22 protein-coding genes are annotated in these 22,608 nt (G+C 64.2%); 8 read left to right on the plus strand and 14 right to left on the minus strand.

Annotated features, from left to right (window positions below; all coding sequences use genetic code 11):
* Positions 1-118 precede the first annotated feature (118 nt).
* From TSA1_RS07040 to TSA1_RS07050, 3 genes are all read right to left on the minus strand, one after another.
* Positions 119-1,210, minus strand: coding sequence for a TRAP transporter substrate-binding protein (locus TSA1_RS07040; RefSeq protein ID WP_100175717.1), 1,092 nt, complete (start codon positions 1,208-1,210; stop codon positions 119-121).
* 117 nt (positions 1,211-1,327) lie between these two features.
* The gene (locus tag TSA1_RS07045; protein ID WP_100175718.1) at positions 1,328-1,585 is read right to left on the minus strand and encodes a hypothetical protein; all 258 of its coding nucleotides are present in this window, start codon (positions 1,583-1,585) and stop codon (positions 1,328-1,330) included.
* Between the two features lie 66 nt (positions 1,586-1,651).
* Positions 1,652-2,617, minus strand: coding sequence for a DUF2778 domain-containing protein (locus TSA1_RS07050; RefSeq protein WP_174719283.1), 966 nt, complete (start codon positions 2,615-2,617; stop codon positions 1,652-1,654).
* A 210-nt stretch (positions 2,618-2,827) separates the two neighbouring features.
* Between TSA1_RS07050 and TSA1_RS07055 the strand changes: the two genes are divergently transcribed.
* Positions 2,828-3,259 carry a DUF1810 domain-containing protein gene (locus TSA1_RS07055; RefSeq protein WP_100175720.1) on the plus strand — a complete coding sequence of 144 codons (432 nt, stop codon included), beginning with the start codon at positions 2,828-2,830 and terminating at the stop codon, positions 3,257-3,259.
* A 106-nt stretch (positions 3,260-3,365) separates the two neighbouring features.
* Positions 3,366-5,447 (plus strand): methyl-accepting chemotaxis protein, encoded by a 2,082-nt coding sequence (locus tag TSA1_RS07060; RefSeq protein WP_100175721.1) that lies wholly within the window; start codon positions 3,366-3,368, stop codon positions 5,445-5,447.
* Between the two features lie 5 nt (positions 5,448-5,452).
* Here TSA1_RS07060 and TSA1_RS07065 read toward each other — a convergent pair whose 3' ends face one another.
* Together TSA1_RS07065 and TSA1_RS07070 are read right to left on the minus strand one after the other, a co-directional pair.
* Positions 5,453-6,043 carry an NADPH-dependent FMN reductase gene (locus tag TSA1_RS07065; protein ID WP_100175722.1) on the minus strand — a complete coding sequence of 197 codons (591 nt, stop codon included), beginning with the start codon at positions 6,041-6,043 and terminating at the stop codon, positions 5,453-5,455.
* Between the two features lie 48 nt (positions 6,044-6,091).
* On the minus strand, positions 6,092-7,039 hold the full coding sequence (locus tag TSA1_RS07070; RefSeq protein WP_100175723.1) for an AraC family transcriptional regulator: 948 nt from the start codon (positions 7,037-7,039) through the stop codon (positions 6,092-6,094).
* A gap of 279 nt (positions 7,040-7,318) precedes the next feature.
* Between TSA1_RS07070 and TSA1_RS07075 the strand changes: the two genes are divergently transcribed.
* The 3 genes from TSA1_RS07075 to TSA1_RS07085 all read left to right on the plus strand — a co-directional run bounded on the left by TSA1_RS07075 (position 7,319) and on the right by TSA1_RS07085 (position 9,914).
* Positions 7,319-8,425 (plus strand): DUF2336 domain-containing protein, encoded by a 1,107-nt coding sequence (locus TSA1_RS07075; protein WP_100175724.1) that lies wholly within the window; start codon positions 7,319-7,321, stop codon positions 8,423-8,425.
* Positions 8,422-8,748 carry a PilZ domain-containing protein gene (locus TSA1_RS07080; protein WP_028136749.1) on the plus strand — a complete coding sequence of 109 codons (327 nt, stop codon included), beginning with the start codon at positions 8,422-8,424 and terminating at the stop codon, positions 8,746-8,748. Before TSA1_RS07075 ends, TSA1_RS07080 begins: the two co-directional genes overlap by 4 nt.
* Positions 8,749-8,813: 65 nt before the next feature.
* Positions 8,814-9,914 (plus strand): HD-GYP domain-containing protein, encoded by a 1,101-nt coding sequence (locus TSA1_RS07085; RefSeq protein WP_100181012.1) that lies wholly within the window; start codon positions 8,814-8,816, stop codon positions 9,912-9,914.
* Positions 9,915-9,941: 27 nt separating this feature from the next.
* Here TSA1_RS07085 and TSA1_RS07090 read toward each other — a convergent pair whose 3' ends face one another.
* From TSA1_RS07090 to TSA1_RS07100, 3 genes are all read right to left on the minus strand, one after another.
* Entirely contained in the window at positions 9,942-10,145 is a 204-nt protein-coding gene (locus tag TSA1_RS07090; protein ID WP_100175725.1) for a hypothetical protein, read from the minus strand.
* 123 nt (positions 10,146-10,268) lie between these two features.
* Positions 10,269-12,284 carry an FIST N-terminal domain-containing protein gene (locus tag TSA1_RS07095; RefSeq protein ID WP_100175726.1) on the minus strand — a complete coding sequence of 672 codons (2,016 nt, stop codon included), beginning with the start codon at positions 12,282-12,284 and terminating at the stop codon, positions 10,269-10,271.
* Between the two features lie 269 nt (positions 12,285-12,553).
* The gene (locus tag TSA1_RS07100) at positions 12,554-13,231 is read right to left on the minus strand and encodes a nitroreductase (RefSeq protein ID WP_100175727.1); all 678 of its coding nucleotides are present in this window, start codon (positions 13,229-13,231) and stop codon (positions 12,554-12,556) included.
* Positions 13,232-13,349: 118 nt separating this feature from the next.
* Between TSA1_RS07100 and TSA1_RS07105 the strand changes: the two genes are divergently transcribed.
* Positions 13,350-14,312, plus strand: coding sequence for an alpha/beta hydrolase (locus TSA1_RS07105; protein WP_100175728.1), 963 nt, complete (start codon positions 13,350-13,352; stop codon positions 14,310-14,312).
* A 6-nt stretch (positions 14,313-14,318) separates the two neighbouring features.
* On the opposite strand, the gene TSA1_RS07110 is transcribed toward TSA1_RS07105, so the two are convergent.
* Positions 14,319-14,783 carry a cupin domain-containing protein gene (locus TSA1_RS07110; protein WP_100175729.1) on the minus strand — a complete coding sequence of 155 codons (465 nt, stop codon included), beginning with the start codon at positions 14,781-14,783 and terminating at the stop codon, positions 14,319-14,321.
* Between the two features lie 202 nt (positions 14,784-14,985).
* Between TSA1_RS07110 and TSA1_RS07115 the strand changes: the two genes are divergently transcribed.
* Complete coding sequence (locus tag TSA1_RS07115) at positions 14,986-15,234, plus strand: hypothetical protein (RefSeq protein WP_100175730.1); 249 nt, start codon at positions 14,986-14,988, stop codon at positions 15,232-15,234.
* 137 nt (positions 15,235-15,371) lie between these two features.
* Here TSA1_RS07115 and TSA1_RS07120 read toward each other — a convergent pair whose 3' ends face one another.
* Complete coding sequence (locus TSA1_RS07120) at positions 15,372-16,247, minus strand: MBL fold metallo-hydrolase (protein ID WP_100175731.1); 876 nt, start codon at positions 16,245-16,247, stop codon at positions 15,372-15,374.
* A 144-nt stretch (positions 16,248-16,391) separates the two neighbouring features.
* Here TSA1_RS07120 and TSA1_RS07125 point away from each other — a divergent pair, with 144 nt between their 5' ends.
* Complete coding sequence (locus TSA1_RS07125) at positions 16,392-17,375, plus strand: glycerophosphodiester phosphodiesterase family protein (protein WP_100175732.1); 984 nt, start codon at positions 16,392-16,394, stop codon at positions 17,373-17,375.
* On the opposite strand, the gene TSA1_RS07130 is transcribed toward TSA1_RS07125, so the two are convergent.
* The 4 genes from TSA1_RS07130 to TSA1_RS07145 form a co-directional block, all read right to left on the minus strand.
* On the minus strand, positions 17,372-18,994 hold the full coding sequence (locus TSA1_RS07130; RefSeq protein WP_100175733.1) for an ABC-F family ATP-binding cassette domain-containing protein: 1,623 nt from the start codon (positions 18,992-18,994) through the stop codon (positions 17,372-17,374). The two genes, TSA1_RS07125 and TSA1_RS07130, sit on opposite strands and share 4 nt — an antisense overlap.
* 414 nt (positions 18,995-19,408) lie before the next feature.
* The gene (locus TSA1_RS07135) at positions 19,409-21,151 is read right to left on the minus strand and encodes a S1 family peptidase (RefSeq protein WP_100175734.1); all 1,743 of its coding nucleotides are present in this window, start codon (positions 21,149-21,151) and stop codon (positions 19,409-19,411) included.
* A 304-nt stretch (positions 21,152-21,455) separates the two neighbouring features.
* The gene (locus TSA1_RS07140) at positions 21,456-22,160 is read right to left on the minus strand and encodes a hypothetical protein (RefSeq protein ID WP_100175735.1); all 705 of its coding nucleotides are present in this window, start codon (positions 22,158-22,160) and stop codon (positions 21,456-21,458) included.
* Between the two features lie 275 nt (positions 22,161-22,435).
* A complete protein-coding gene (locus TSA1_RS07145) occupies positions 22,436-22,585 on the minus strand; it encodes a hypothetical protein (protein ID WP_007609497.1) in 150 nt (49 codons plus the stop codon).
* Positions 22,586-22,608 lie beyond the last annotated feature (23 nt).

The raw sequence follows: 22,608 nt of genomic DNA on the forward strand, positions 1-22,608 counted from the left end.
ACGAAGTCGCGAGCTACGATGCGCGATTGCGCATCTGAGAATCCATCGGGCCGCGATACGCGTGGTGAAATGGGATTCCGGGCTCGCGCCAAGAGGCGCGCCCCGGAATGACGCCGTCTCAGCTCTTGTTGCGCGCCTTGCTGAGCAAATAGTTGTCGTAGAAGTTCTCCGCGATCTGCGTATAGAACAGCAATTCCTTCATATACGCGTCGTGGCTTTCCTTGGTCCGCTTGAACAGGTCGCTCTTGGCGGCGAGCTCGTTCAGATGGTCCTGGGTCGCGTTGTAGCAGGCCTCCAGCACGGGCTGCGGGAATGCCTTCAGCTCCGCGCCATTGGCAAGCAGCCGCTTCAGCGCGGCCGGGTTCACGCTGTCGTATTTCTCGAGCATCCAGGCGCCGGCCGCCGCGCCCGCCTGGTTGACGATGGCCTGGTACTGCTTGGGCAGCGAGGCCCATTTCTCGTCGTTGACGATCATGTGCAGCATGGCGCCGCCTTCCCACCAGCCCGGGAAGTAATAGTATTTGGCGACCTTCTGGAAGCCGAGCTTCTCGTCGTCATAGGGGCCGACGAACTCGACCGCGTCGATCGTGCCCTTCTCCAGCGCCGGATAGATGTCGCCACCCGCGATCTGCTGCGGCACGACGCCGAGCCTTGCCAGCACATGGCCGCCCATGCCTGCGATGCGGAATTTCAGCCCCTTGAGGTCGTCGACGGTCTTGATCTCCTTGCGGAACCAGCCGCCCATCTGGGTGCCGGAATTGCCGCACAGAATGGCGTGCGCCTTGAACGGCTTCAGCGCCTCATTGGTGAGGTCGGCGCCGCCGCCGAAGTGCCACCACGATTCCTGGTGGCGATGGTTCATGCCGAACGGCGCGCCGGTGGCATAGGCCAGCGCCGGCTCCTTGCCGATGTAGAAATAGAGCGGCGTCTGCGCCATCTCCACCGAGGCCGTGCTGACGGCATCGAGCGCCTGCAGGCCGGGAACGATCTCGCCGGCGCCGAAGGTCTGGATCTGGAATTTGTTGTCGGTGGCCTCCGCAACATATTTCGCGAAGGTCTGCGCCGTGCCGTAGATGGTGTCGAGCGACTTCGGGAAGCTCGAGGTCAGGCGCCATTTGATCTCGGGCGCGCTTTGCGCGATCGCAGGTGCAGCAACCAGCGTGGCAGCGCCAGCGACCGCGCCACCTCTAAGGAATGTCCGGCGTTCCATGATGAGCTCTCCTGAAAGTAAGTTTCAAACATATGGGCTTGCAGCGACGATCTTCGCGGATCGTTTGCCCGTTCCTGTCCCGGAGTTCAAGCCGTACGGAGAAGGCCCGCAGGCCGTTCAGAGCAGCTTCGCGCTCACGAACAGCGCGCGCACGGCATTGGTGGCCTGCACCGCCAACATCGCGTTACCGGCAGCGCCTTCCAGAGCCGCGACGGCGTCCTCATGCAGGGAACGGAATTCCATCCACTCGACCGACTTGAAGTTGGTGAGGAATTGGTAGGCCTGGCCGACAGTCGCGATCGCCAGCGTGTCACCGTTCAGCTTGATCTTGAACGTCGTACGCAGCGGGGTCGCAGAACTTGATGGATCGCTCATGGGCTGCTTCTGGACGATGACGGCTTAACGAAGGGGAAACGGCAGCCCCGCCGTGACGGGCAAATATCAGGAGTCGGTGCTCGCACGCTGCGAGGCGGTCGCCGCTCCGCTCAGGCTCGGCACCACGACAAGACGGTTGAACTCGCCATTGTCCCAGGCCTTGAGGAAACGATCATAGTCCTTGATCGAGACGCAGCCGTTGGAATCGCCGCGCGGGCCCAGCATGTAGCTGTGGGTCAACAGGCCGACCCGGCCAAGGGCGCTGGTGCCCTCCGTCGGAGTCAAACGCAGCGCCCGGACGCCGTGGAACAGCTTTTCGCGCGGCTTCAGATCGTAGATCGCGGGCGGGGTCGCACCGACCATGCGCTGGTCGACATGGTCGGGGTCGTCCATCAGCGCGCCCATGCCGGAATGGGCCTCCAGCGCGACGCCGCTCGGCAGGTAGAGCGCCTTGGCCTTGATGTCGTAGACCGCCGTCCGCGAATCATAGCCAAGGGCGGCGAGATCCGGCGCCTTGCCGAACAGGCCGTCGCCGGGCGTCAGCGATGCCAGCCTGATCTTGTCGGTGAATTTTTCGAAGAAGTTGCGGTTGTCGACCCTGGGGTTGGTCTCGGCATAAGCCTGGCTCGAGGCGATCTGTGCGGAGAAGTCCGCCTGCGCCGGGCGCGAGCGCGGCATCGGGATGGCGTCGGCACGTTGCGAGGGCCTCCTCTCGTCAACCACGTGCCGGTCGTCGTCGGTCAGGGTCGAACGCCACTCGTCCCCCTGGAGCTTCTGGGCGAGCATCGCCTTGGCGTCGCGGAGCTTGATCTGGACCGCACTCAGGGCGGAACGCTCAAGCGTCCTGAGCCCAAGGTCCCGGGCCGCCGGATTGCCGGACGCCGAAGCGAAACGGTCTTCAAAGGACGGGGTGTTGGCAGGCGGCAACGCGGCGGAGGCCAGCGGGGTCGAAGCGCCCAGCTGCGCCCCCCCGATATCAGCGATCCAGGCAGCAGCGCCCAGCGCCAGCGCGACGGCAGCCAGAGACAGCAAAACGCGCTCGGCCCGCCCGACACGGCGGCGCGACAACAGCCTCTCGGCGTGTGCTGCGTCGGAAACCATCAGATCCCCAAATCGACCCCCGGGGGGCCCAACCCCCACCCGGAGACTCTATACCAGCTACCACATTGGGAGCCAAAAGTTAGGCATAATCGCGGCCGGCAAGGGCCGGCAAGGGCCGACGAGGCACCCCTGGGGTATCCAATGACCGATCCTTTCGACCTGGAGCGCTTCGTTCGAGCCCAAAACCCGGTTTATCGCGACGTCCAGGGGGAGCTGGTCCGGGGGCGGAAGCAGAGCCACTGGATGTGGTTCGTCTTCCCGCAAATCGCTGGCCTCGGCTTCAGCGCCATGTCGCAGCGCTACGCTATTGGTTCCCGTGCCGAGGCAAGGGCCTACCTCGCCCATCCCGTGCTCGGGGCGCGCCTGATCGAATGCACCAGCCTCGTGCTCGCCATCCAGGGCCGGAGCATCAACGCGATCCTCGGGACGCCGGATGACGCCAAATTCCAATCGTCGATGACGCTGTTCGGCGCGGTGTCCGATCAGCCCGTCTTCGGCGAGGCGCTCGACCGGTACTTCGCAGGCGAGCGCGACGCCGCGACGCTGGAGATCCTTGCTACCCTTGGTCGCTAGGCCAGGCCCGCACCCGCGGAGCCCGGCAGCGTAAACCCCCGATTAATACGGGTCTGTCAACTTCCGGAGAATATCTTTCTCCAACGCGTCATTTGCCGGACAGATCATGAAAATTGGTACGCTCCTGACCACCGCGATCGTTTCGCTCTCCACGGTGGGCGGCGGCCTCGCCGTCTACGTCGCCGTGACGAAGTACCAGACGATGGACCGGATCAGCGAGGCTCAGGGCCGGCTCGCGATCGTCCGTGCCGCCAGCGACATCCCGCGTTATCTCAACCCCGAGCGCGGCTTCTCGACCAACATCCTCTACGGACCTGCGACCATCGACCCCGCGCTGCTCGCCGAGCAAGGCAAGCTGCGCAAGCAGACCGACGGTGCGCGCGACAAGATGAATGCACTGCGCAAGGAGCTGCCCGGCTCGCTCGACGACGGCAACACCATCGGCAGCAATATCGACGGCATCGACGCGAAATTCACGGCGCTGCGTGAGGCCATCGACAAGGCGCTCGCGGGACCTGCCGAGGCACGCAAGGACGCCGCCAAGAAGATCGTCGCCGACAACGCCGTGCTCAACAGCGGCGTGACCGCGCTGCTCAACGAGCAGGTCCGCCGCATGGCGATTCTGAACGGCGACGCCTACCGGCAGGCGAGCTACGCCAATACGGCCATGACGCTGCGCGACGTCGGCGGCTTCAACTCCAGCCTGCACAAGAATCTCGTCGGCGGAAAGAAGCCGGCGACCGACGCCGAGAAGGCCGACATCGGCCGCTCGCAGGGCCGCAACGACCAGCTCGTGATGGCGCTGCTCGAATTGCGTGGCAATCCGGCGACTCCGGCGAACGTCGCCGCGGCACTCGAGAAGTTCAATTCCATCTATGTCGAGGAATTCGGCCGCGAGCTCAAGCTCGTCAAGGACGGTGCGGTCACCGGCAAGTACGAGCACGACATGGAGACCTATTACGCCGCCACGCAGCGTGGCCTCAGCACCATCATCGAGGTTCGCGACGCGTTCTATGACAACGCCGAGCATATCCTCGCCGGCGCCTCCTCCGCCGCGCGCACCAGCTTCATCATCGCGCTTGCAGGCCTTGCCGCGGTCCTGATCGCGAGCGTCGGCCTCATCGTGGTGGTTCGCCGCCGCGTCTGCGCCCCCATCGTCAACCTGACGGGCCGGATGTCGCGGCTTGCCGAAGGCGAGGTTTCGGACAGCATCCCCGGCGCCGAGCGCTCCGATGAGATCGGGGCGATGGCCGCGGCCGTCCAGGTGTTCAAGGACAACATGATCCGGGCCGACCGGCTCGCGGCCGAGAAGCAGGCCGAGAACGACGGCAAGATGCGCCGTGCGCAGGCGCTCGACGAGCTCACGCGCGCGTTCGAGGCCAAGGTCACCGAGCTCGTCGGCGGTCTGTCCCAGGCGTCCTCGACCATGGAAAGCACTGCGCAGTCGATGACCTCGACGGCGGCCCAGACCAATAGCCAGGCCGCGGTCGTCGCCGCCGCCTCCGAGCAGACCTCGACCAACGTGCAGACCGTCGCCAGCGCCACCGAAGAGCTGACCTCCTCGATCTCCGAGATCGGCCGCCAGGTCGCACAATCCACCGAGATCGCGGCCCGCGCCGTCGAGAACGCCCGCCGCACCGGCGACACCGCACGCACGCTCGCCGAGGGCGCGCAGAAGATCGGCGACGTCGTCACGCTGATCCAGAGCATCGCCGAGCAGACCAATTTGCTGGCGCTGAACGCGACGATCGAGGCCGCCCGCGCCGGCGATGCCGGCCGCGGCTTCGCCGTGGTCGCCTCCGAAGTGAAGTCACTGGCGGGACAGACTGCCAAGGCGACGACCGAAATCTCCGAGCAGATCACGGCGATCCAGACCGCCAGCGACGAGACCGTGGCAGCGATCCGCAACGTCGCCGACGTCATCGGCGAGATCGACCAGATCGGCACGGCGATTGCCGCGGCGATCGAGGAACAGGGCTCGGCCACCAAGGAAATCGCCCGCAGCGTCCAGGAGGCCGCCCGCGGCACCCAGGAGGTCAACACCAACATCTCGGGGGTGCAGCGCGCCGCCGACGACACGGGAGCCGCCGCCAGGGAAGTGCTCGGCGCCGCCGAGCAGCTCTCGACGCAGTCGCGCGATCTCGCCGACCAGTTCGACCGTTTCCTCGGCGAGGTCAGGGCGGCTTAAGCAAGTTAATAAGGCGGCGCTTTCCGCGCCCGCTGGGCTTTTGCCGCCTCGATCCACCAGGCGAGATCATCCGCAAAGCGGGGGAACGAGCGCTCCAGCGCCTTGCCGCCCTCGCCGATCGGCTCGGCGTCTGCCGACAATGTCTGCGCGATCGGGCCGACGCCGATGGTGCTCGACACCACCACCATGCCCATCTCCGACAACGTGCCGTGCCAGGCGGTTGCCGCGCGCGCGCCGGACAGGCGGCCGGCCGAATAGCTCACGATCGCGGCCGGGCGCCAGAACCACTCTTCGAGGAAGTGGTCGGTGAGGTTCTTCAAGCCCGGCTGGATGCCCCAATTGTATTCGCCGGTGACGAAGACGAAACCGTCGGCGCCGCGGATCTGCCCCGCCAGCTTTTCCAGCGCCTCGGGCGCCGCGCCCCTGGGATATTCCTTGTACATCCGGTCGAGCATCGGCAGGCCGACCGCCTTGGCGTCGATGAATTCAACGTCCTCGCCGCGGGCGCGCAGCCGATCGATGACGAAATTCGCAAGGCGGATGCCCATGCGGTCAGAACGGTAGGATCCGTAGAGGACGAGGATGCGATTGCTCATGACGGGACGGTAGCACGAAACCGGCGGCCACCCTACTCGAATTACCGACTATCGGTTGCGGCCGTGCTCCAGCGTTTGCGACGGCGTCTCGCCGAACTGGTCGCGGTAACTTCGAGAGAAGTCGCTGAGATGCCAGAAGCCGAACGCGAGCGCCACGGCCTTGACGCTGTCGGCGCCCGCGAGCAACCGCTGCCGCACCAGCCACAGCCGGCGCAGACGAAGGTATCGGTGCAGGCTCATGCCGCGATAGCGGCGAACGATGTCGTGCATGGTGCGGACGGATAGCCCGAGCTTGCGCGCAAGCTCCTCGCTGTAAATCGGCTGCGAGAGATCATCGGACAACAGCGCGCTGATCTCCCGGAATATCCTGAAATTTCGTCCGTCGTTGGGACGAAGGGTCCAGCGGGCCGAAACAACGTCATGCAGTGCGTGGTCGACGGCTCCGAGCAGAGATTCCTTCATGGCTCTTGCCTTGAGGGGGAGATCCGATGCCTGCACGGGCTCCGAAGCCGCAGCCAGGACCTCACGCACCACAGCGCGCAAACGCTCCAGGCCAGCGGCGCTCGTTTCGAAGATCTTGAAGCTCTGCGCTGGCCTCGGCCAGCCGCGGTCCGTCACTTCCGGCCTGAACACCACCGAGGCGATCTGCCGCTGCACTTCCTCGATGATGGTGTAGGCCGCGCCACCGCTGCCGACGACGACGGCGGGACGCGCACGCTGGGAGCCGTTGAAGCGGATCGGCACGTCAAGGTCGTCCATGGTGAAGCCGACCGCCGTACAATTCTCGACGAGCTGCGCATCGACCACGCGTGGAAAAGCGGTCGTCAGATTCACGTCGCAGCCGGGCAACGACAGTATGATCTGCTCGGCGGAAATCCTCCGCGCGAACGGCGTGAATTCGAAGTTCAGGCCCCGGATGGCATTCCGAAATTCATCGACGTCCGAAAAGCGAAATATCCTGGGTGCCAACCCGGGCACGTCATCAATGTTGTTCATGGTGATATGAAATGGTGCGCCGCAATTGACGGGCGCCCGGCGGGGGTGCCGGCCGTTTGCGCCGGATCAAACAAATCAACCTTAACGAGAACAGATGGCGATCGCCCGATCGAAAGGACAAGCTCCAACGTCAGTTCCCGCCGAATTTCGATAGCGTTTTTCGAGAATTCGTCGCTCAACCGGTACCGGAATACTCGACGCTTCAAATGCCCTTAACGCGCTTAAGGCGCAATGAAGCTCGTTAGATCGTCAAAGTCATTTCAACTCAGGCTCCTGCCAATGACGGCAAATTCGCCTGCCAATATTATGGTCGAGCTGGAGGATGCGGTCGCGGCGTGTCCGCAGGACCGTTGCGCCCGCATCCTCGACGGCATTTTGCAGCTGCTCACAGGCAGCAGCGACCGGTCTCAGGAATTGCTGGCCAATGTGGTCGACGGCATTCTGCTGCGATTGACGGAGCGGGTCGACGCCCGTGCATTGGTTCAGCTCGGCGTGGCGCTTGCCGAACTCAAGGTGGCTCCGCCGGCGACGTTGCGACGTCTCGCCTCCAACGACGACCCCGCCGTGGCTTGCCCCGTTCTGGTCAAATCGCAGGCCCTGTCCACGTCCGATCTCGAAACAATCGCGATTTCAGGCGGCGAACGGCAGCAACTCGCGATCGCCACCCGCGCATGCATTGAATCGCCATTGACCGAGACGCTCATCAGGCGCGGCGGCCGCACCATCCACCTTGCACTGATCAGCAATGCAGGGGCACGGTTCTCCGATGCCGCTTACGTCGCGCTGCTGGAGACATGCGCGAGCGATGACGAACTCACGAAGGCGCTGGCGCTTAGACCGGGCACGCCCGACCCGGTGCTGCGGAAGTTGCTCTCGGCCTCGCCGCCCCCCAACGTAGGCGCCGAGCCGACTTCCCCCCCCGTCCCGCCTTCTCAACAGGCGTCCCAGATGCCCGAACTGCCCGGTCCTGCCGCCTATGCAAGCGCACGACCGGAGATCGTCGCGCTCAACCGGATCGGCAAGCTGAACGATTCCACGGTGAACCGCTTCGCGATCCGCGGCGAGACCGCCAATCTGTTCACCGCGTTGTCGGTGCTTTCGGGGGCGCCCATCGAGATCGTCGAGCGCGTCATGACCGACGAGGATTGCGAAGGCATCGTCATGGCCTGTCGGGCTTCGCGGCTGAACTGGCAGACCACGCTCGCCGTCCTGAGCAACCGGAGCGGGATCAGGCTTTCCTATGCTCAGCGCAAGCGCGCGCAACACCTTTTCGAGACACTGCTCTTGTCGACCAGCCAATGGACGGTGCGATGGGGGGAAATCGCTGCACGTGCAGGTACGGGTGATCCGGCACTTCGCACCGCAAAGTCAGGGGGCAACCGATGAAGTTCGATGGTCGCAAGGCGTCTCGCGTGAAGATGGACCACCGCCAGCCCGTCAATCTGATGGGCTCGGACGGCACATGGCGGCGAAGCTGCGTCCTGCTCGACGTGTCGCAGACGGGTGCGAAGGTTGAGGTCGAGGGCACGCTGGACGTGCTGCAGGCCAAGGAATTCTTCCTGGTGCTGTCGTCGACCGGACTCGCCTATCGGCGCTGCGAGTTGGTCTGGATCGACGGCACCACGGCCGGCGTTCACTTCGTCACAGCCGATGGCAAGAAGAAGCCGGTGAGCGCACCGCAAGCAAAGACCCAAACCGCTCCAGGCTAGCCTGGCCGACAATTCATCCCGTAAGCCAGGACATCGCAGGTCAAGCCGTGCAGAACACGCGAACCATGCTCCGCCCCGCGAACCCGGCCGGCAACAGCGAGAAGCAACCGGCGCGTTCGTTCGTGCACGTTCTCGCCGAGACATCCGACAAGCTGGCCGGCGTCTGCTCGATGCTCGAGGAGCGCTTCGCCGTCGCGGGAGAACGGCTGGATGCCGAAGCCAAGCTGTCGCGGGTGCCCTCCGCCATCGTGATCCGCGCGGACCTTCGCGATATCGACAATATCGCGGCCATCAAGAAACGGGCTGGCCATCTCGCCAAGGCAGGGAAGCGAATATTTCTGCTCGAACACAGCTCTCACGTAAGTATCTCGCAAGCCTACGCGCTCGGGGCGACTCTCGTTCTGCCCGGTACGATCGACCGGTCCAGACTGCTGGCGGCCCTGTCCGATCCGGCGGATCCGTCTTCCGTCTCATCGAGCGGGCCTGCAAGGTCCGACAACGCGGTGGAGGCCGCGGCAACCGCGATCGCCTCGATGTTTACGGCGGTCACCCTTGGTCAGCCCCTCGACGTCGACGGCACCAAGGCAGTCGGCCGCCAGATCGCCGATCGCATCACCGAGCGAGGCCTTTCGGAATGGCTGACGACGGTACGGCGCCACCACGAGGGAACTTACCAGCACTGCCTGCTCGTGACCGGCGTCGTCATCGACTTCGGCTTGAGTCTCGGTGTGGGGAGCACCGATCTGGAGCGTCTCTATTCGGCTGCCATGTTCCACGACGTCGGCAAGGCACGGATCCCGCTCGCCATCCTCGACAAGCCGGGCCGGCTCGATGCGGAGGAACGCGCCCTGATTGAGACCCATCCGGCCGCAGGCTACGAGTTCTTGAAGGGGCACGACCACATTTCGCCGGAAATCCTCGATGCCGTTCGGCATCATCACGAGTATCTCGACGGCAGCGGCTATCCCGATGCTCTCTGTGCCGAGAGCATTGGCGACATCGTGCGGATTCTGACCATCTCGGACATCTTCGCGGCGTTGATCGAGCACCGGCACTACAAGCCGACCATGCCGCGTGCGGAGGCTTACGACGTTTTGTGCGGGATGAATGGCAAGCTGGAAAAGGCTCTGGTCCATTCATTCAAGCAGGTCGCGCTCACGCGGTGAGCGGGACAGACCGGTCTCGCATGCCTCCTAATGCGTGGCGCGATGGCTGGCGCGGCGCGGGATGGACCGGCAGGCCAGCCCTTCGGCCAGCAGCTTCATGTCCTCATGCCGGCCGCTGCGAATCAGCCGGCCGAACTCCTCGGGTGTGAAAGGAAGAGATGGGTCACTATCGATCGGGCGCCGCAGCCGCGGGCCGAAGAACCGCCGAACCAGGCTAGCCAGCCGCCGCATGTCAATTCCCTCGCGCCAGCAACAAACCTCTCACGAGGCATATTGTTCCTGCTAGCGCGATGAGATTGCAAGAGCCAACTGAATGGTCGTCACCGAATTTTGCGCCGGGGCAGATTCTGCGTCCTAGCCGATCCGCTTCAACGTCGCGATGTCGTTCATCGCGCTCGTCAATGCCCCGTTGCGGTCGCGCACGAAGCTTTCGAGGTCCGACAGCACGGTATTGATCATCTGAAGATTCTTGAACATGTCCTCGATCTGGGTCACGATGCTGTTGTAGCCTTCCTGGGTCCGGATCAGCTGGCCCCGGGTATCGTTGATATTGGCGCCAAGCGACTCGATCGAGGTTTCCATGCCTCCGATCGACGCATGGGTGCGCGTGAGGCTGCTCCTGGTGTCCTGCGCGAGCTTCTTCACCTCGGTCGCCACCACCGAGAAGCCGCGTCCCGCTTCGCCGGCGCGCGCCGACTCGATCGTCGCGTTGAGCGCGAGCAGGTTGGTCTGGCCCGCGATCGTGTCGATGATCTTGAGGATGTCGCGCAGCCCGTTCATGGCCTGAGCGAGGCCGGCGAATTCCTGCGACAATGCCGTGGTGTCGGTCGCCTTCGCCGCCGATTGCGCGCTCGCCATGATGACCGAACGGATCTCCTCCACGATCGCGTTGATCGACGCGGTCTGCTGCAACGCGCCCTCCACCTTCCCGCTCAGCGTGGCAGTCGCGCTCAGATACTCCGTCAGGCGCTGGACGATGCCGTCCTTGATCTGGTTCAGCAGCACCATGCGGTTGAGATGGGTGCGCGTGAAATACTCGACGAAATGCGCATAGTGGATCGGGAACAGCTCGATGAACGGATCGTTCAACGGCATTTCACTGACGTCGAAGAACACGATCGCCGTCAGCGTCTGGTTGATGTTGATTCCGAACAGCTCACCGAAGGTCGAAAATCCCGCGACCGGCATCGGCCACATCCCGCCCATGTTGCGGAGCTGGCTCTCGTTGTTGAGGCGGCGCAGGATACAGTCGTTCAGGATCGCGCCGAGCGCCGGCGGCTTGTCGCGCAGGAAGGCTGCGAGGTCGCGCCGCGTCTGGTCGACGAAATCCGTCGCTTCCAGCAGTTCGAGCCTGTCGCCCGAATTGACGTCGCAGAAGAACGAGATGACGCCGGTCTGCGCATCGATGCCGGCGACCGAGCGCACGAACAGGTCGCCGCCGACCTCGATGCCGAAGGAGTGCTTCGTCATCATCGACATCAAATTCGCCGGCGTCGTGTTCAGCGCCTTCGCGACCGCAAACGCCAACGGCCTGATCTCGCCCGCCTCCAGGACGCCCGAGGCGGTGCGCCGATTCGGGTCGGCCCCCATGACGACGAAGGACTTGCCGGTCTTCTTGAAGTTCTGGGTCTTGAAGATGCTGTACGCGCGGCCCGGCGCCAGCTTCATGAAGGCGATGAGGGCATGATTTTCGAGAATCTGCCTGCCGTCGTAGAGATAGGTGTTCTTGAAGTCGAGCTTGCCGCCGGCAGAGCCTCCGACGAAGGCGCACGGAAACTTGCCTCTCCTGTACACGGCCTCCATGAAATAGTTCTCCGAGGCGGAGACGCCGTCCACGAGCGCGAAGGCGATGGTGTCGCGTACGTCGATCACGAAGGGCGTGCGGATCGTTCCGAGCTCCCGGGCGACCGCCTCGATACGCGCATCATGGGCCTTGGACGGCTCTCCCTTGCGAATGTCCTCGTTGTGGAGGCGAACGCTGTGGATGCTGATCGACTGAAAGAGATCGGCGGGGAAGATCTGCACGACGACCGACGACCAGCTTGCGCCCGTCGCCTTGTAGAGCGCTTGGCCCGCCGAGCACAATTCGCCCGCGGTCGACATCGCGATCACCGGCGTCGAACCCGCCAGCCTCTGCAGCGACGACACCACGCGCGCGAAGTCGCAATGCGGCGAGATGAACGCGAGGGCGAGCGGCGCGCGCGCCCCCGCAACGACGAAGTCGCTCTCGGAAATATTCTGCAGCCGGTCATCGCTCTCCAGCACGCGGATCGCGCAAGGCTCGCGGGAGGCCGGCGTCTCGTCAGGAACGTCCGGAACGATCGAGGGCGATGCTTGCTTATGACTTGCCTGGGAAAAGAACGAGAGCATGGCAATATCCTTGTTCGACGCGGGCGACGTCTCAGAGGATTGAACTACGGATTCGAAATTGCCATTCGGTTAGGAACCCCGCCGCATCGCTGCGTTTGTGCGGCGGATCAGCACCGTAGGACTACGGCGCCGCCTGGTCCTACGGGTTCATGATACCGATCACGTCGGCGCGCTTGATCTGGATCAAATTCTTGCATCGCAAGGAATCAGAGCGATGCAAGAGCGCGCTTCCACACGTCCAACGCAGGTCATGGACGCATGTGCGTGTATCAATCGGCGAAGCCGACGAAACGCACGAACTCGTCATTGTGCTCGCGATCCGATCGCACCGCGTTCGCGGCGAAGCCGTCGTCGGGATACCCCATCGCAACGCAGGTCATGATGACTTCGTCTTCTGGAATCTTCGCGACTTCGCGCACGATGTCCGAGCGCATGATGCCCTGCCCGTTGATGACGGAGCCGAGACCGCGATCCCACGCTGCGAGCACGATACCGTAGCAGAGCGCACCGAGATCGAAATGACAGACCGCACCGGGATCGAGCACGCGGTCGTAGGTCAACACCAGCGACACCGGCGCGTCGAACTGGCGGAAGCCGCGCAGCACCCAGTCCTGCCGCATCGGCTTGTCGTCCCGCGCGATCCCCATCGCGCCGAACAGCTTCTTGGCGATGTCGACCTGCCGCGTACGGTGCACGCCCTGGTATTCGCCGTGGCTGACGATGTCGCGCTTGACCTTGGCCCCGCCGATCATCTCTTCCATGTTGCGGCGGCGGACCTCTTCGAGCGGCGTGCCAGTGAGCACGTGGACGTGCCAGGGCTGGGTGTTCATCGACGACGGCGCACGCTTGGCGCTGTCGATGATCGCCTCGATCACCTTGCGCGGCACCGGCTCCTTCTTGAAGCCACGCACGCTGCGGCGCGACTGGACCAGCGTTTCGAATTCCACCTCAAGAACCTCCCTGCCCGTTCATCCGCCGGCGCAACGACACGACGCCGGTTGCCGATGCGGCGCGCAAAATCTATGCTAACCCGCAAGCAAGACCAAGAACCCTGGAGGACCTGCCATGGCCGCGCCACTCGATCCCGTCATCGCCCAGATCATTCCGCTCATGCCGATGCGCGATCCCACGGTGATGACGCCACAGAGCGCCCGCGATTCCTTGCGCGCACTGGCTGCCGCGCGCGCCGCCATCCCGCCGCCGCCCGTCGACAGCGTCACCGACATCAACGTGAAAGGCGGCGCCGGCCCGCTTCCTGCGCGCGTCTATCGGATCGGCACGACACCCGCCCCGACCGTGGTGTTCTTCCATGGCGGCGGCTGGGTTGCGGGCGACCTCGAGACCCACGACAGACAGGCGCGCAATCTCGCGATCGAGACCGGTGCCGTCGTCGTCTCCGTCGATTATCGCCGGCCGCCCGAGACGCGCTTTCCCGGCGCCTTCGAGGACGCGTTCGCAGCGGTGAGCGACGTATTCACCCGTGTCGCGGAATTTGGCGGCGATGCAAGACGCCTCGGCGTTGCCGGCGACAGCGCAGGCGGCAATCTCGCCGCGACCACAGCGATCGCCTGCCGCGATGCCGGCATCAAGCTCGCCGCTCAATTGCTGGTCTATCCCGTCACCGACGTCCTCGGCGCTTACGCCGATGCGCGCGAGAACGCGCGCTATCCTTCGCGCGCCGAGAATGCCGACGGCTACTTCCTGACGCGTGCCACGATGGAATGGTTTTGCGGCCATTATCTCGCCGATCCCGGCCATGCCTTGGACTGGCGCGTCTCGCCGCTACGGGCTGCCTCGCTGGCAGGCCTTGCACCGGCGATCGTGACCACCGCCTGGTTCGATCCCCTGCGCGACGAGGGCGCGGCCTACGCACGGGCGCTGGAGGAGGCCGGCGTGCGGGTCAAGCACCATGAGGGCCCCGGGCTGATCCACGGCTATTTCGGCATGGGCGACGCCTCGGACGTCGCGCGCGCGGAGGCGCAGCGCGCGCGGGCCGATTTCCGGGCCCTGCTGATGCGAGGCGCTTGAGGACGATCAGGCGCTCCGCGCCTGTTGCGCGCCTGTGTGCCCCCAGGTTTCGTCCCAATCATGGCCGGCGGCGTCGACGACGCGACCGTCGGCTTCAAAGAACTTGTTCGGCACCTGGAAGATCGCCAGGATCAGCGCCCCGTCAGGACACCAGGCGGCGTGCCGACTGCCGGCCTCGCGCCAGATGAACTCGCCGGCCTTGCAGGCGATCCCCTTGGCCGGCCCCTCCTTGTCGACCAGCGCGCCCTCGATGACCCAGCTCTGCTCGATGCCGACATGCTCGTGGTCGGGGAGCACCGATCCCGGCGCAAACCGCATCAGGGCGGTCATCAGACCCGTGCGGCGATCGAACAGCAGCGTCTTGGCCTCGCACCCCGGAAAGCGCGTGGTCTGCCATTCCATATCTTGAGGCCGGACCAGGTGAGAATGCTGATCGGCGGCTTCCGGGTGCTTCGGGGTTACGGCGTCCATGACGATGCTCCGTCCAGCTAAGCTGGCCAAGCCTAGCAGGGTTGCCCGCCGGGGTCAGCGAGCAGTGCAACAGACCGCGGGAGGGCCGAACGTCCACCGCAAAAAACGCCACGCGGTCGGGCCCAACGGCCTCATCCAGCTTGATTGCGCCACGATTCCCGGCTCCAATCTCCCCCGCCATTTCTGGTTTACGGAGACACCCATGATGAAGCGGATTTTCCTGGCTGCGATCGTTGCCACCTTTGCTGCAGGTTCGGCCTTCGCGGAGGACACCTGCGAGAGCAAGGCGGTCGGCAAGGACGGCAAGCCGCTGGCCGGCGCAGCCAAAACCTCGTTCCTGAAGAAGTGCAAGGCCGATGCCTGCACCCCCAAAGCCGTCAGCGCCGATGGCAAGCCGCTCGCCGGCGCTGCCAAGAACAGCTTCATGAAGAAGTGCGAAGTCGGCGCCTGATTGCAGCGAGTTCGTTGCAGCTTGGCGATCATCGTTCCGCGAATGCGTCATGCCCGGGCTCGTCCCGGGCATCCACGTTCTTGGTACCGCGCGAAAGATCGTGGATGCCGGGACAAGCCCGGCCATAACGGTGAGATTCACTCCCGTTTGAACCGATAGTCGAACGCCCCCTCCCACGGCCGGATCCTTCCCGCCGTCGGCGCCGGAAAGTGGATCGGCAGGATCAGCGTGTCCGTGTCTGCCACCGACGCAAAGAACTTCCGCCGCGACACCGCCGACTGCTTCGGATCCCAGTCCGGCCGCGCCGACCAGTCAGGCTCGCGGCACTGGATCTGGTGATGCATGAGATCACCCGCGACCACCGCGCGCTGGCCCTTCGAGAAAATGTTCACGCAACAATGGCAGGGCGAATGCCCCGGCGTCGGCGTCAGCGTCACCGTGTCGTCGAGCGCGTAATCGTCGTCCACGAGCAGCGCCTGCCCCGCCTCGACGATTGGCAGGCAATTGTCGCGAAACACGGTGCCCGGCGGATTGTTGCCCTTGGCGTGCTCGGCCTCCCAGGCCGCGTACTCGCCCTTGTGGAAGACGTATTTTGCGTTGGGGAAGGTCGGCACCCAGCGGCCGTCGCGCAGGGTCGTATTCCAGCCGGTGTGGTCGATATGCAGATGGGTGCAGAACACGTAGTCGATCTGCTCGAAAGAGATTCCGAGCGCGAACAATTCGTTGCGCCAGCGCTCCTTGCCAGGAAAGTCGAACGGCGGCGGATGGCCCTTGTCCTCACCGGTGCAGGTATCCACCAGAATGGTGTAACGCGGCGTACGCACCACGAAGGTCTGATAGGTGATCACCATCATGCCGCGCGCGGCGTCGAACACCTCCGGCTCCATCGTCGGCAAATGATGTTTGAAGACCGCGTCGTCATAGGCCGGGAAGAAATCCTGCGGCCGCCGCCACGGCCCTTCCCGCTCGATCACCGCATCGATGGTGATGTCGCCGATCCGGAGTTGCTTCATGGTTTCGCTCCCTTTTTTTTTGCGAAAGCGTAGCGAACACGATCAGGGCCTTCAAGTCGTTCGACGCATCGACCTCCCAGACCCGAAGCGCCGCAAATCAACCTCAAACGCGGAAGAAGATGATCTCGGAATGAGGAATGGCTGGTGGGCAGGAAACTAAGATTTGGCGCGGCCATCACGATTGCCGTCGCGGCCGGAATCTACATCAACAATACCAGTCTTCTGGCGCCGCATCGGGGCGGCAAGCCGGTGCTGCTGGCCCATCGCGGCATAGCGCAACGCTTCGACGAGCGCGACCTGAAGAACGACACCTGCACCGCCGCTCGGATGTTGCCACCGAGCCACGATTATCTTGAGAACACACTGCGCTCGATGCGCGCCAGCTTCGAGGCCGGCGCCGACATGGTCGAACTCGACGTGCACCCGACCACCGACGGCGAGTTCGCCGTGTTCCACGACTGGACGGTCGACTGCCGCACCGATGGCCATGGCGTCACCCGCGAGCAGAGCATGGCGAAGCTGAAAACGCTAGACATCGGTTACGGCTACACCGCCGACGGCGGGAAGACGTTCCCGTTTCGCGGCAAGGCCGTCGGAATGATGCCGACGTTGCCCGAAGTGCTCGCCGCTTTCCCGGACAGGCAACTCCTCGTCAACGTGAAGAGTCGCGACGCGGGCGAAGGCCAGAAGCTCGCCGCCGTGCTGAACGCACTGCCGGCCGCGCGGCGCCATGCCATCATGGTCTATGGCGGCGACGAACCGGTCGACATGGTCCGTCGCCTCACCCCTGACGTCCGCACGATCTCGCGCGCGGCCATCCGAAGCTGCCTGATCGGCTATATCGGCTATGGCTGGACCGGTCTGGTCCCGGCCGCCTGCAACAACGCGATGGTGCTGGTGCCGATCAACGTCGCCCCCTGGCTATGGGGCTGGCCCGACCGCTTCCTCAATCGGATGGCCGACGCCAACAGCGCGGTTTTCGTGCTTGGTCCCTACAGCGGCGGTGAATTCTCCACCGGCATTGATACGCCCGAATTGCTCGCGCGGTTGCCGCAAGGGTATTCCGGCGGAATCTGGACCAACGAGATCGAGGCCATCGCCGAGATCGCGGGCAAGGGCAAAGACTAGCTCCGCAGCCCGGGCGCTTCCTGCCCCGTGCGCGCGACATATTCCGTGTAGCCGCCGCCGAACTGGTGGATACCTTCCGGCGTCAGCTCCAGCACGCGGTTGGAGAGCGTCGCCAGGAAATGCCGGTCGTGCGAGACGAACAGCATGGTGCCCTCGAAATCCGACAGCGCCGTGATCAGCATTTCCTTGGTGGCGAGATCGAGATGGTTGGTCGGCTCGTCCAGCACCAAAAAATTCGGCGGGTCGAACAGCATCTTGGCCATCACGAGGCGAGCCTTTTCGCCGCCCGACAGTACGCGGCAGCGCTTCTCGACGTCGTCGCCGGAGAAGCCGAAGCAGCCCGCAAGCGCGCGCAGGGACCCCTGCCCCGCGGTTGGAAACGCGTATTCGAGCGACTGGAACACCGTCTGCTCGCCGTCGAGCAGGTCCATCGCGTGCTGGGCGAAATAGCCCATCTTGACGCTGCCGCCGACCGCCACCGTGCCCTGGTCCGGCTCGCTCGCGCCCGCAACGAGCTTGAGCAGCGTCGATTTGCCGGCGCCGTTGACGCCCATCACCGCCCAGCGCTCCCGGCGACGGATCATGAAATCGAGCCCGTCATAGATCCGCTTGCTGCCGTAACCCTTGTGGACGCTCTTGAGCGCCACGACATCCTCGCCCGAGCGCGGCGCCGGCGGAAAATCGAATGCCACGCTCTGGCGCCGCCGCGGCGGCTCGACCCGCTCGATCTTGTCGAGCTTCTTCACCCGGCTCTGCACCTGGGCCGCATGCGAGGCGCGCGCCTTGAAGCGCTCGATGAACTTGATCTCCTTGGCGAGCATGGCCTGCTGGCGCTCGAACTGCGCCTGCTGCTGCTTCTCGTTCTGCGCGCGCTGCTGCTCGTAGAACTCGTAATCGCCGCTGTAGGTCGTCAGCGAGCCGCTATCGATCTCGATCACCTTGGAGATGACGCGGTTGATGAACTCGCGGTCATGCGAGGTCATCAGCAGCGTGCCTTCGTAGTCGTGCAGGAACTTCTCCAGCCAGATCAGGCTTTCGAGATCGAGATGGTTGCTCGGCTCGTCGAGCAGCATCACGTCGGGCCGCATCAGGAGAATGCGCGCCAGCGCCACGCGCATCTTCCAGCCGCCGGAGAGCTTGCCGACGTCGCCGTCCATCATCTCCTGGCTGAAGCCGAGGCCCGACAGCGCCTCCCGCGCCCGGCCGTCCAGTGCATAGCCGTCGAGCTCCTCGAAGGCATGCTGCACCTCGCCGTAGCGCGCGATGATCTCGTCCATCTGGTCGGCCTTGTCGGGGTCGGCCATGTCGGCTTCGAGCTGCCGCAGCTCGGCCGCGACCTCGCTGACGGGGCCGGCGCCGTTCATCACCTCGGCCACGGCGCTGCGGCCGGACATCTCGCCGACATCCTGGTTGAAATAGCCGATGGTGATGCCGCGATCGGTCGAGACCTGGCCCTCGTCGGGCAGTTCCTCACCGGCAATCATCCGGAACAGCGTGGTCTTGCCGGCGCCGTTCGGACCGACGAGGCCGATCTTCTCGCCCTTGTTGAGAGCCGCCGAGGCTTCGATGAACAGGATCTGGTGGCCGGCTTGCTTGCTGACGTTGTCGAGGCGGATCATGAGGTCTTTGGGGGAATGTTGCGTTGCAGCGTCATTAGGGCATACAGGCGGCCAGGGGAAGCCCGGGTCACGCCGGGATCCAGCCCCAGCGCGTGCTAATTCCCCCATCATCCCTCAGCTCAAGGGTGAACCTCGACGGCCTTAATGTCGGCTGGCGAGCTACCGGCACGGTAAACCACCCCTCCGCCCGCAAACCCGACGCGTGATGATCGTCACTTCCTCGGATTGCCCGTATCGGCGTTTCCAAGCCGCTGGACCGCAGCGTTTGCGGCCGGCGTGTGTAAGTCGGTCGGGACCCGCCGCCGTCCTGACCAGAAGGCGCCACGCCCCCTTCATTGTCAGCACAGGTCCCAGGCGCGATCTATCGGCTTGAGCGAGGCCTCAACGCGCAGACCGCGCCCCGATCGCAGAGCCTCAGTTGTTGGATTGCTTTGCCGGAAGAGCCTGGCTGTCTTGCGTTCCGCGCGTTCGCTGGTTGATGATGTCAATGGCCGCGCGTGGGAGGGGCACCGAATAGGCGAACTTGCCGCGATCCCCTTTCCAGACGCCGGAGTGAGCAACCCCGATGACTTTTCCACTCTTCAGATCGATGAGAGGACCGCCGCCCGCGCCGCTGGTCGTGCTGATGTCGGTCGTGAGGACCGTCGTGTCTCCGGCCGGATATATCCACATGGAAGAACCTACTGCGAGGACCCGCCCGGGCATCAGCCTCCTCTGTCCATCACTCTCCTTGAGGAGACGCTTGATGAACTCTTCCGGCATACGTGGGTCACGGACAGGATAGCCGATCACATGGACATAGCTCCCGACGACTTCGTTCGGCGCGGGCAGCGCATCGGCAACGCTCAGCGGGGGGTGGAGAACCTGATCATGACCGTGGAGCTCTATCAGCACGAGAGGTGAATCGGCTGCTTCCTTCGGGTAAATGACATCCCCGAGCTCAAGCGATGTGACGCAATTGGCCGCGCTCTGTCCGAGGCAAAGTCTGGGCGACTTCGCGGGCGTCGATGGCTGCGTCTTTGACGTACGAACCGCATTGTGGATGTAGGACGTTGTCATCATGACGCCGGGCGCCACGATGAATCCTGTGCCAGTGGGGTTTCCAGCGGAGTCCAAAATCAACCCAGTGGACTCGGCTGCAGCGCCAATCTCAACAATATGGCGCTTCAGCACACCGGCCCAATTCTCTGGCGGGTTCTTGAGTTTGCCATTGTCGAGCAGAATAGCGGGCCGCGCGATGGCAAGGGCCGCCATGCGCTTCTCTTCCTCCGGCAGGCCCTGCAATTCCGAGCTCAACATGGCGTAGCGAACCCGTGCCTCCTGCGCCTCGATCAATTCGTCTTGGGTCCGCTTTCTTTCAGGAAGAAGCTCCAGCAGATCGGCGCGAAGGCGATAGATTCCCGGCAAGACATGGTTGTCCTCATAATGCGAACGCAGTGTTGCCGCGTGCTTGCGGACGACCTGGAGGCCCTTTTCGTCCAGCCCATCCGGCGTCGAGGCGGCGTCCTCGAGGGCGTAGAGGTCGGTCAGGGCGGCAGCGAAGTCGCAGAACTGGGTGCGGGGAATGGCCGCGAATTTTGCATCGCTGCTCGCCGCTCGCGCCCACGAAATCGAACAGGCGATATAGGCGGCTTCTTCCTGAGCAGACGCTCGGCTGGGTACAAGAAATTTCGTGAGAGCGGGGGCGCCGCCAGCGGGTCTCGGCGCTTGCGGCCATTCGACTGCCGCAAGAAACGACCCCGGACGCTGAGTCACGCGGCCGCTTACTTCATTTGGCTCGAGAAAGCCACGCCGAACCGCTGTCAGGATCTGACGCACATTGATGTTCTGAACGGTGATGTCGACACCAGCCAGCGCCTCGGGTGGCAGGTTTAACGCGGGCATTCCCGGAATCACATAGGTCGGGTCGCTCGGAGTGTCGCCGCTGCGGCGGGACTGATAGTCGATCACCTGTTGCGAAAGGATCGTCTGGGCCGCGACGATCCGCTGAGAAAACGCCTGGCTCGCACCATCGTCCTTCCCGGACTCGGACACGACATCGAAGGTGCCGATATAGACCCGTGTGTCGAGCCACACGGTCCAGAGTTCGCGCGCAGCAACTCCGACGATTCCCAGAAGCAGCGCGCTGTACACGACCTTGAGAAGTAAGCTCACCATAGGCTCATCTTCTCCTTGTTTCCAAGATTGACCTGCTACGGCCCAAGGGGGACGTTAGCAGACGATTGGCCTCGGAGCGAAGATCGTTGTTGCAGATCGCTTCCGGGAAGGCGGTCATGACGCATCCTACCCGTAGCGCCGACGCGCTGCAGGCGCTCCGTCCGTACCTGCCGTGAGAAGGAAGCACCGCCAAACGTCGAAGGGAGTCATCGTGGAATGGCCGGTTCTGGCCCTAGACCAGCATCCGGATGCACGCCATCAACGTCGTCTCGCGACAGCAGGCGCGACGAAATTATCAGCTGCCCTACGCCCTTCGCATCAGCCTGAGCGAAGCCGCCAGGCGCAGGCTGCGCTTGCCGGCGAGCGCGATGCCTTCGAGCTCGCCGCTGTCTTCCGTGCATGTCCCGGAGAAGCCGATCCCGACCTCGTAGCCGCCGAACACGGGGTTTTCGCCCTTCGCGGGCGTGTGCTCCTGGTTCAGCATCTCGCCCTTCCAGCGGCCGTCCGCCGAGGAATAGGAGCCGAGATAATAGAAGAAGGCATCGCCCCCGAGGATGCGGCCGTCGATCAAGAGCACCACGCCGGAGAGGCCGGCATCGACGCCGTCGAGCGCGCGCAGGCTCATCCCGTAGAGCCCGTTGGCGATGCCGCCTTGCCCGATCGTGCCGCGCAGTGGCAGCGCGCCGTCATCGAGCCTTGTGAGATTGGCCCAGAAATTGGCGCCCGGCATGGTGTCCGCGCCGCCCTGGAGACGGATCTGATCGCCGATCAGCCGTCCTCGCGCACCGATCCTGGCGACGTCGGCGCCCATCAGCGGCTTGTAGCTGGGATCGAGGTTGTGCCGCTCGGTGATCACCTCGGCGACGATCTCGCCGTCACGCTCGGCATAGGTGCCGAGATGCGCGAAGCCCGAATTGCCGCCCAGCATCTTGCCATCATGCAGGCACATGATGCTGCGCCCGAACGCATCGTTGACGCCGTATTCAACCTTGTAGAGTCCATCCAGCAACGCAATGAGCCCGCAAAATCGGAAAAGAACCGCCGGCTACCTAGCATTGCCGCCACATCGCGACCATCCGCTTTTTCCGCGCAGGGCCGTTGCGCGATCTCCGGCGACCTTACGTTCCTGTTTTGCCCGACGAGGCAAGACATTTCGCCAGATAACGAGCGGGTTCGATCGACAGGCGATTTCAGCGACCAAGCGATTTCAAGCACTTGGCTACTGTGCATGGGGTTGTTTTCGCACTTTTTGCCTGGCCGGTCGCGAAGGACCCTGCGCGCGCGTCAGTGACGCTTGAAATACTGCACCTCGCGCTCGTGCTTCTCGGCCGCCGCACGGCTCTTGAAGGTCCCGAGGTTGCGACGCTTGCCGGTCTTGGGGTTCACCTTGCGTGAATAGAGGCGGTATTCGCCCGAGGCCAGTTTACGGATCATGATTGCGCTCCGCTGTGATCGGG

This window comes from Bradyrhizobium nitroreducens, assembly GCF_002776695.1.
Lineage (GTDB): Bacteria > Pseudomonadota > Alphaproteobacteria > Rhizobiales > Xanthobacteraceae > Bradyrhizobium > Bradyrhizobium nitroreducens.

Coding starts and splice junctions, on each gene's coding strand:
- TSA1_RS07110 (WP_100175729.1), bottom strand. CDS start 14,783: ATGGACGCCGTAACCCCGAAGCACCCGGAAGCCGCCGATCAGCATTCT.
- TSA1_RS07055 (WP_100175720.1), top strand. CDS start 2,828: ATGACCGATCCTTTCGACCTGGAGCGCTTCGTTCGAGCCCAAAACCCG.
- TSA1_RS07085 (WP_100181012.1), top strand. CDS start 8,814: ATGCTCCGCCCCGCGAACCCGGCCGGCAACAGCGAGAAGCAACCGGCG.
- TSA1_RS07135 (WP_100175734.1), bottom strand. CDS start 21,151: ATGGTGAGCTTACTTCTCAAGGTCGTGTACAGCGCGCTGCTTCTGGGA.
- TSA1_RS07105 (WP_100175728.1), top strand. CDS start 13,350: ATGGCCGCGCCACTCGATCCCGTCATCGCCCAGATCATTCCGCTCATG.
- TSA1_RS07115 (WP_100175730.1), top strand. CDS start 14,986: ATGATGAAGCGGATTTTCCTGGCTGCGATCGTTGCCACCTTTGCTGCA.
- TSA1_RS07065 (WP_100175722.1), bottom strand. CDS start 6,043: ATGAGCAATCGCATCCTCGTCCTCTACGGATCCTACCGTTCTGACCGC.
- TSA1_RS07090 (WP_100175725.1), bottom strand. CDS start 10,145: ATGCGGCGGCTGGCTAGCCTGGTTCGGCGGTTCTTCGGCCCGCGGCTG.
- TSA1_RS07130 (WP_100175733.1), bottom strand. CDS start 18,994: ATGATCCGCCTCGACAACGTCAGCAAGCAAGCCGGCCACCAGATCCTG.
- TSA1_RS07070 (WP_100175723.1), bottom strand. CDS start 7,039: ATGAACAACATTGATGACGTGCCCGGGTTGGCACCCAGGATATTTCGC.
- TSA1_RS07145 (WP_007609497.1), bottom strand. CDS start 22,585: ATGATCCGTAAACTGGCCTCGGGCGAATACCGCCTCTATTCACGCAAG.
- TSA1_RS07060 (WP_100175721.1), top strand. CDS start 3,366: ATGAAAATTGGTACGCTCCTGACCACCGCGATCGTTTCGCTCTCCACG.
- TSA1_RS07075 (WP_100175724.1), top strand. CDS start 7,319: ATGACGGCAAATTCGCCTGCCAATATTATGGTCGAGCTGGAGGATGCG.
- TSA1_RS07045 (WP_100175718.1), bottom strand. CDS start 1,585: ATGAGCGATCCATCAAGTTCTGCGACCCCGCTGCGTACGACGTTCAAG.
- TSA1_RS07095 (WP_100175726.1), bottom strand. CDS start 12,284: ATGCTCTCGTTCTTTTCCCAGGCAAGTCATAAGCAAGCATCGCCCTCG.
- TSA1_RS07120 (WP_100175731.1), bottom strand. CDS start 16,247: ATGAAGCAACTCCGGATCGGCGACATCACCATCGATGCGGTGATCGAG.
- TSA1_RS07040 (WP_100175717.1), bottom strand. CDS start 1,210: ATGGAACGCCGGACATTCCTTAGAGGTGGCGCGGTCGCTGGCGCTGCC.
- TSA1_RS07080 (WP_028136749.1), top strand. CDS start 8,422: ATGAAGTTCGATGGTCGCAAGGCGTCTCGCGTGAAGATGGACCACCGC.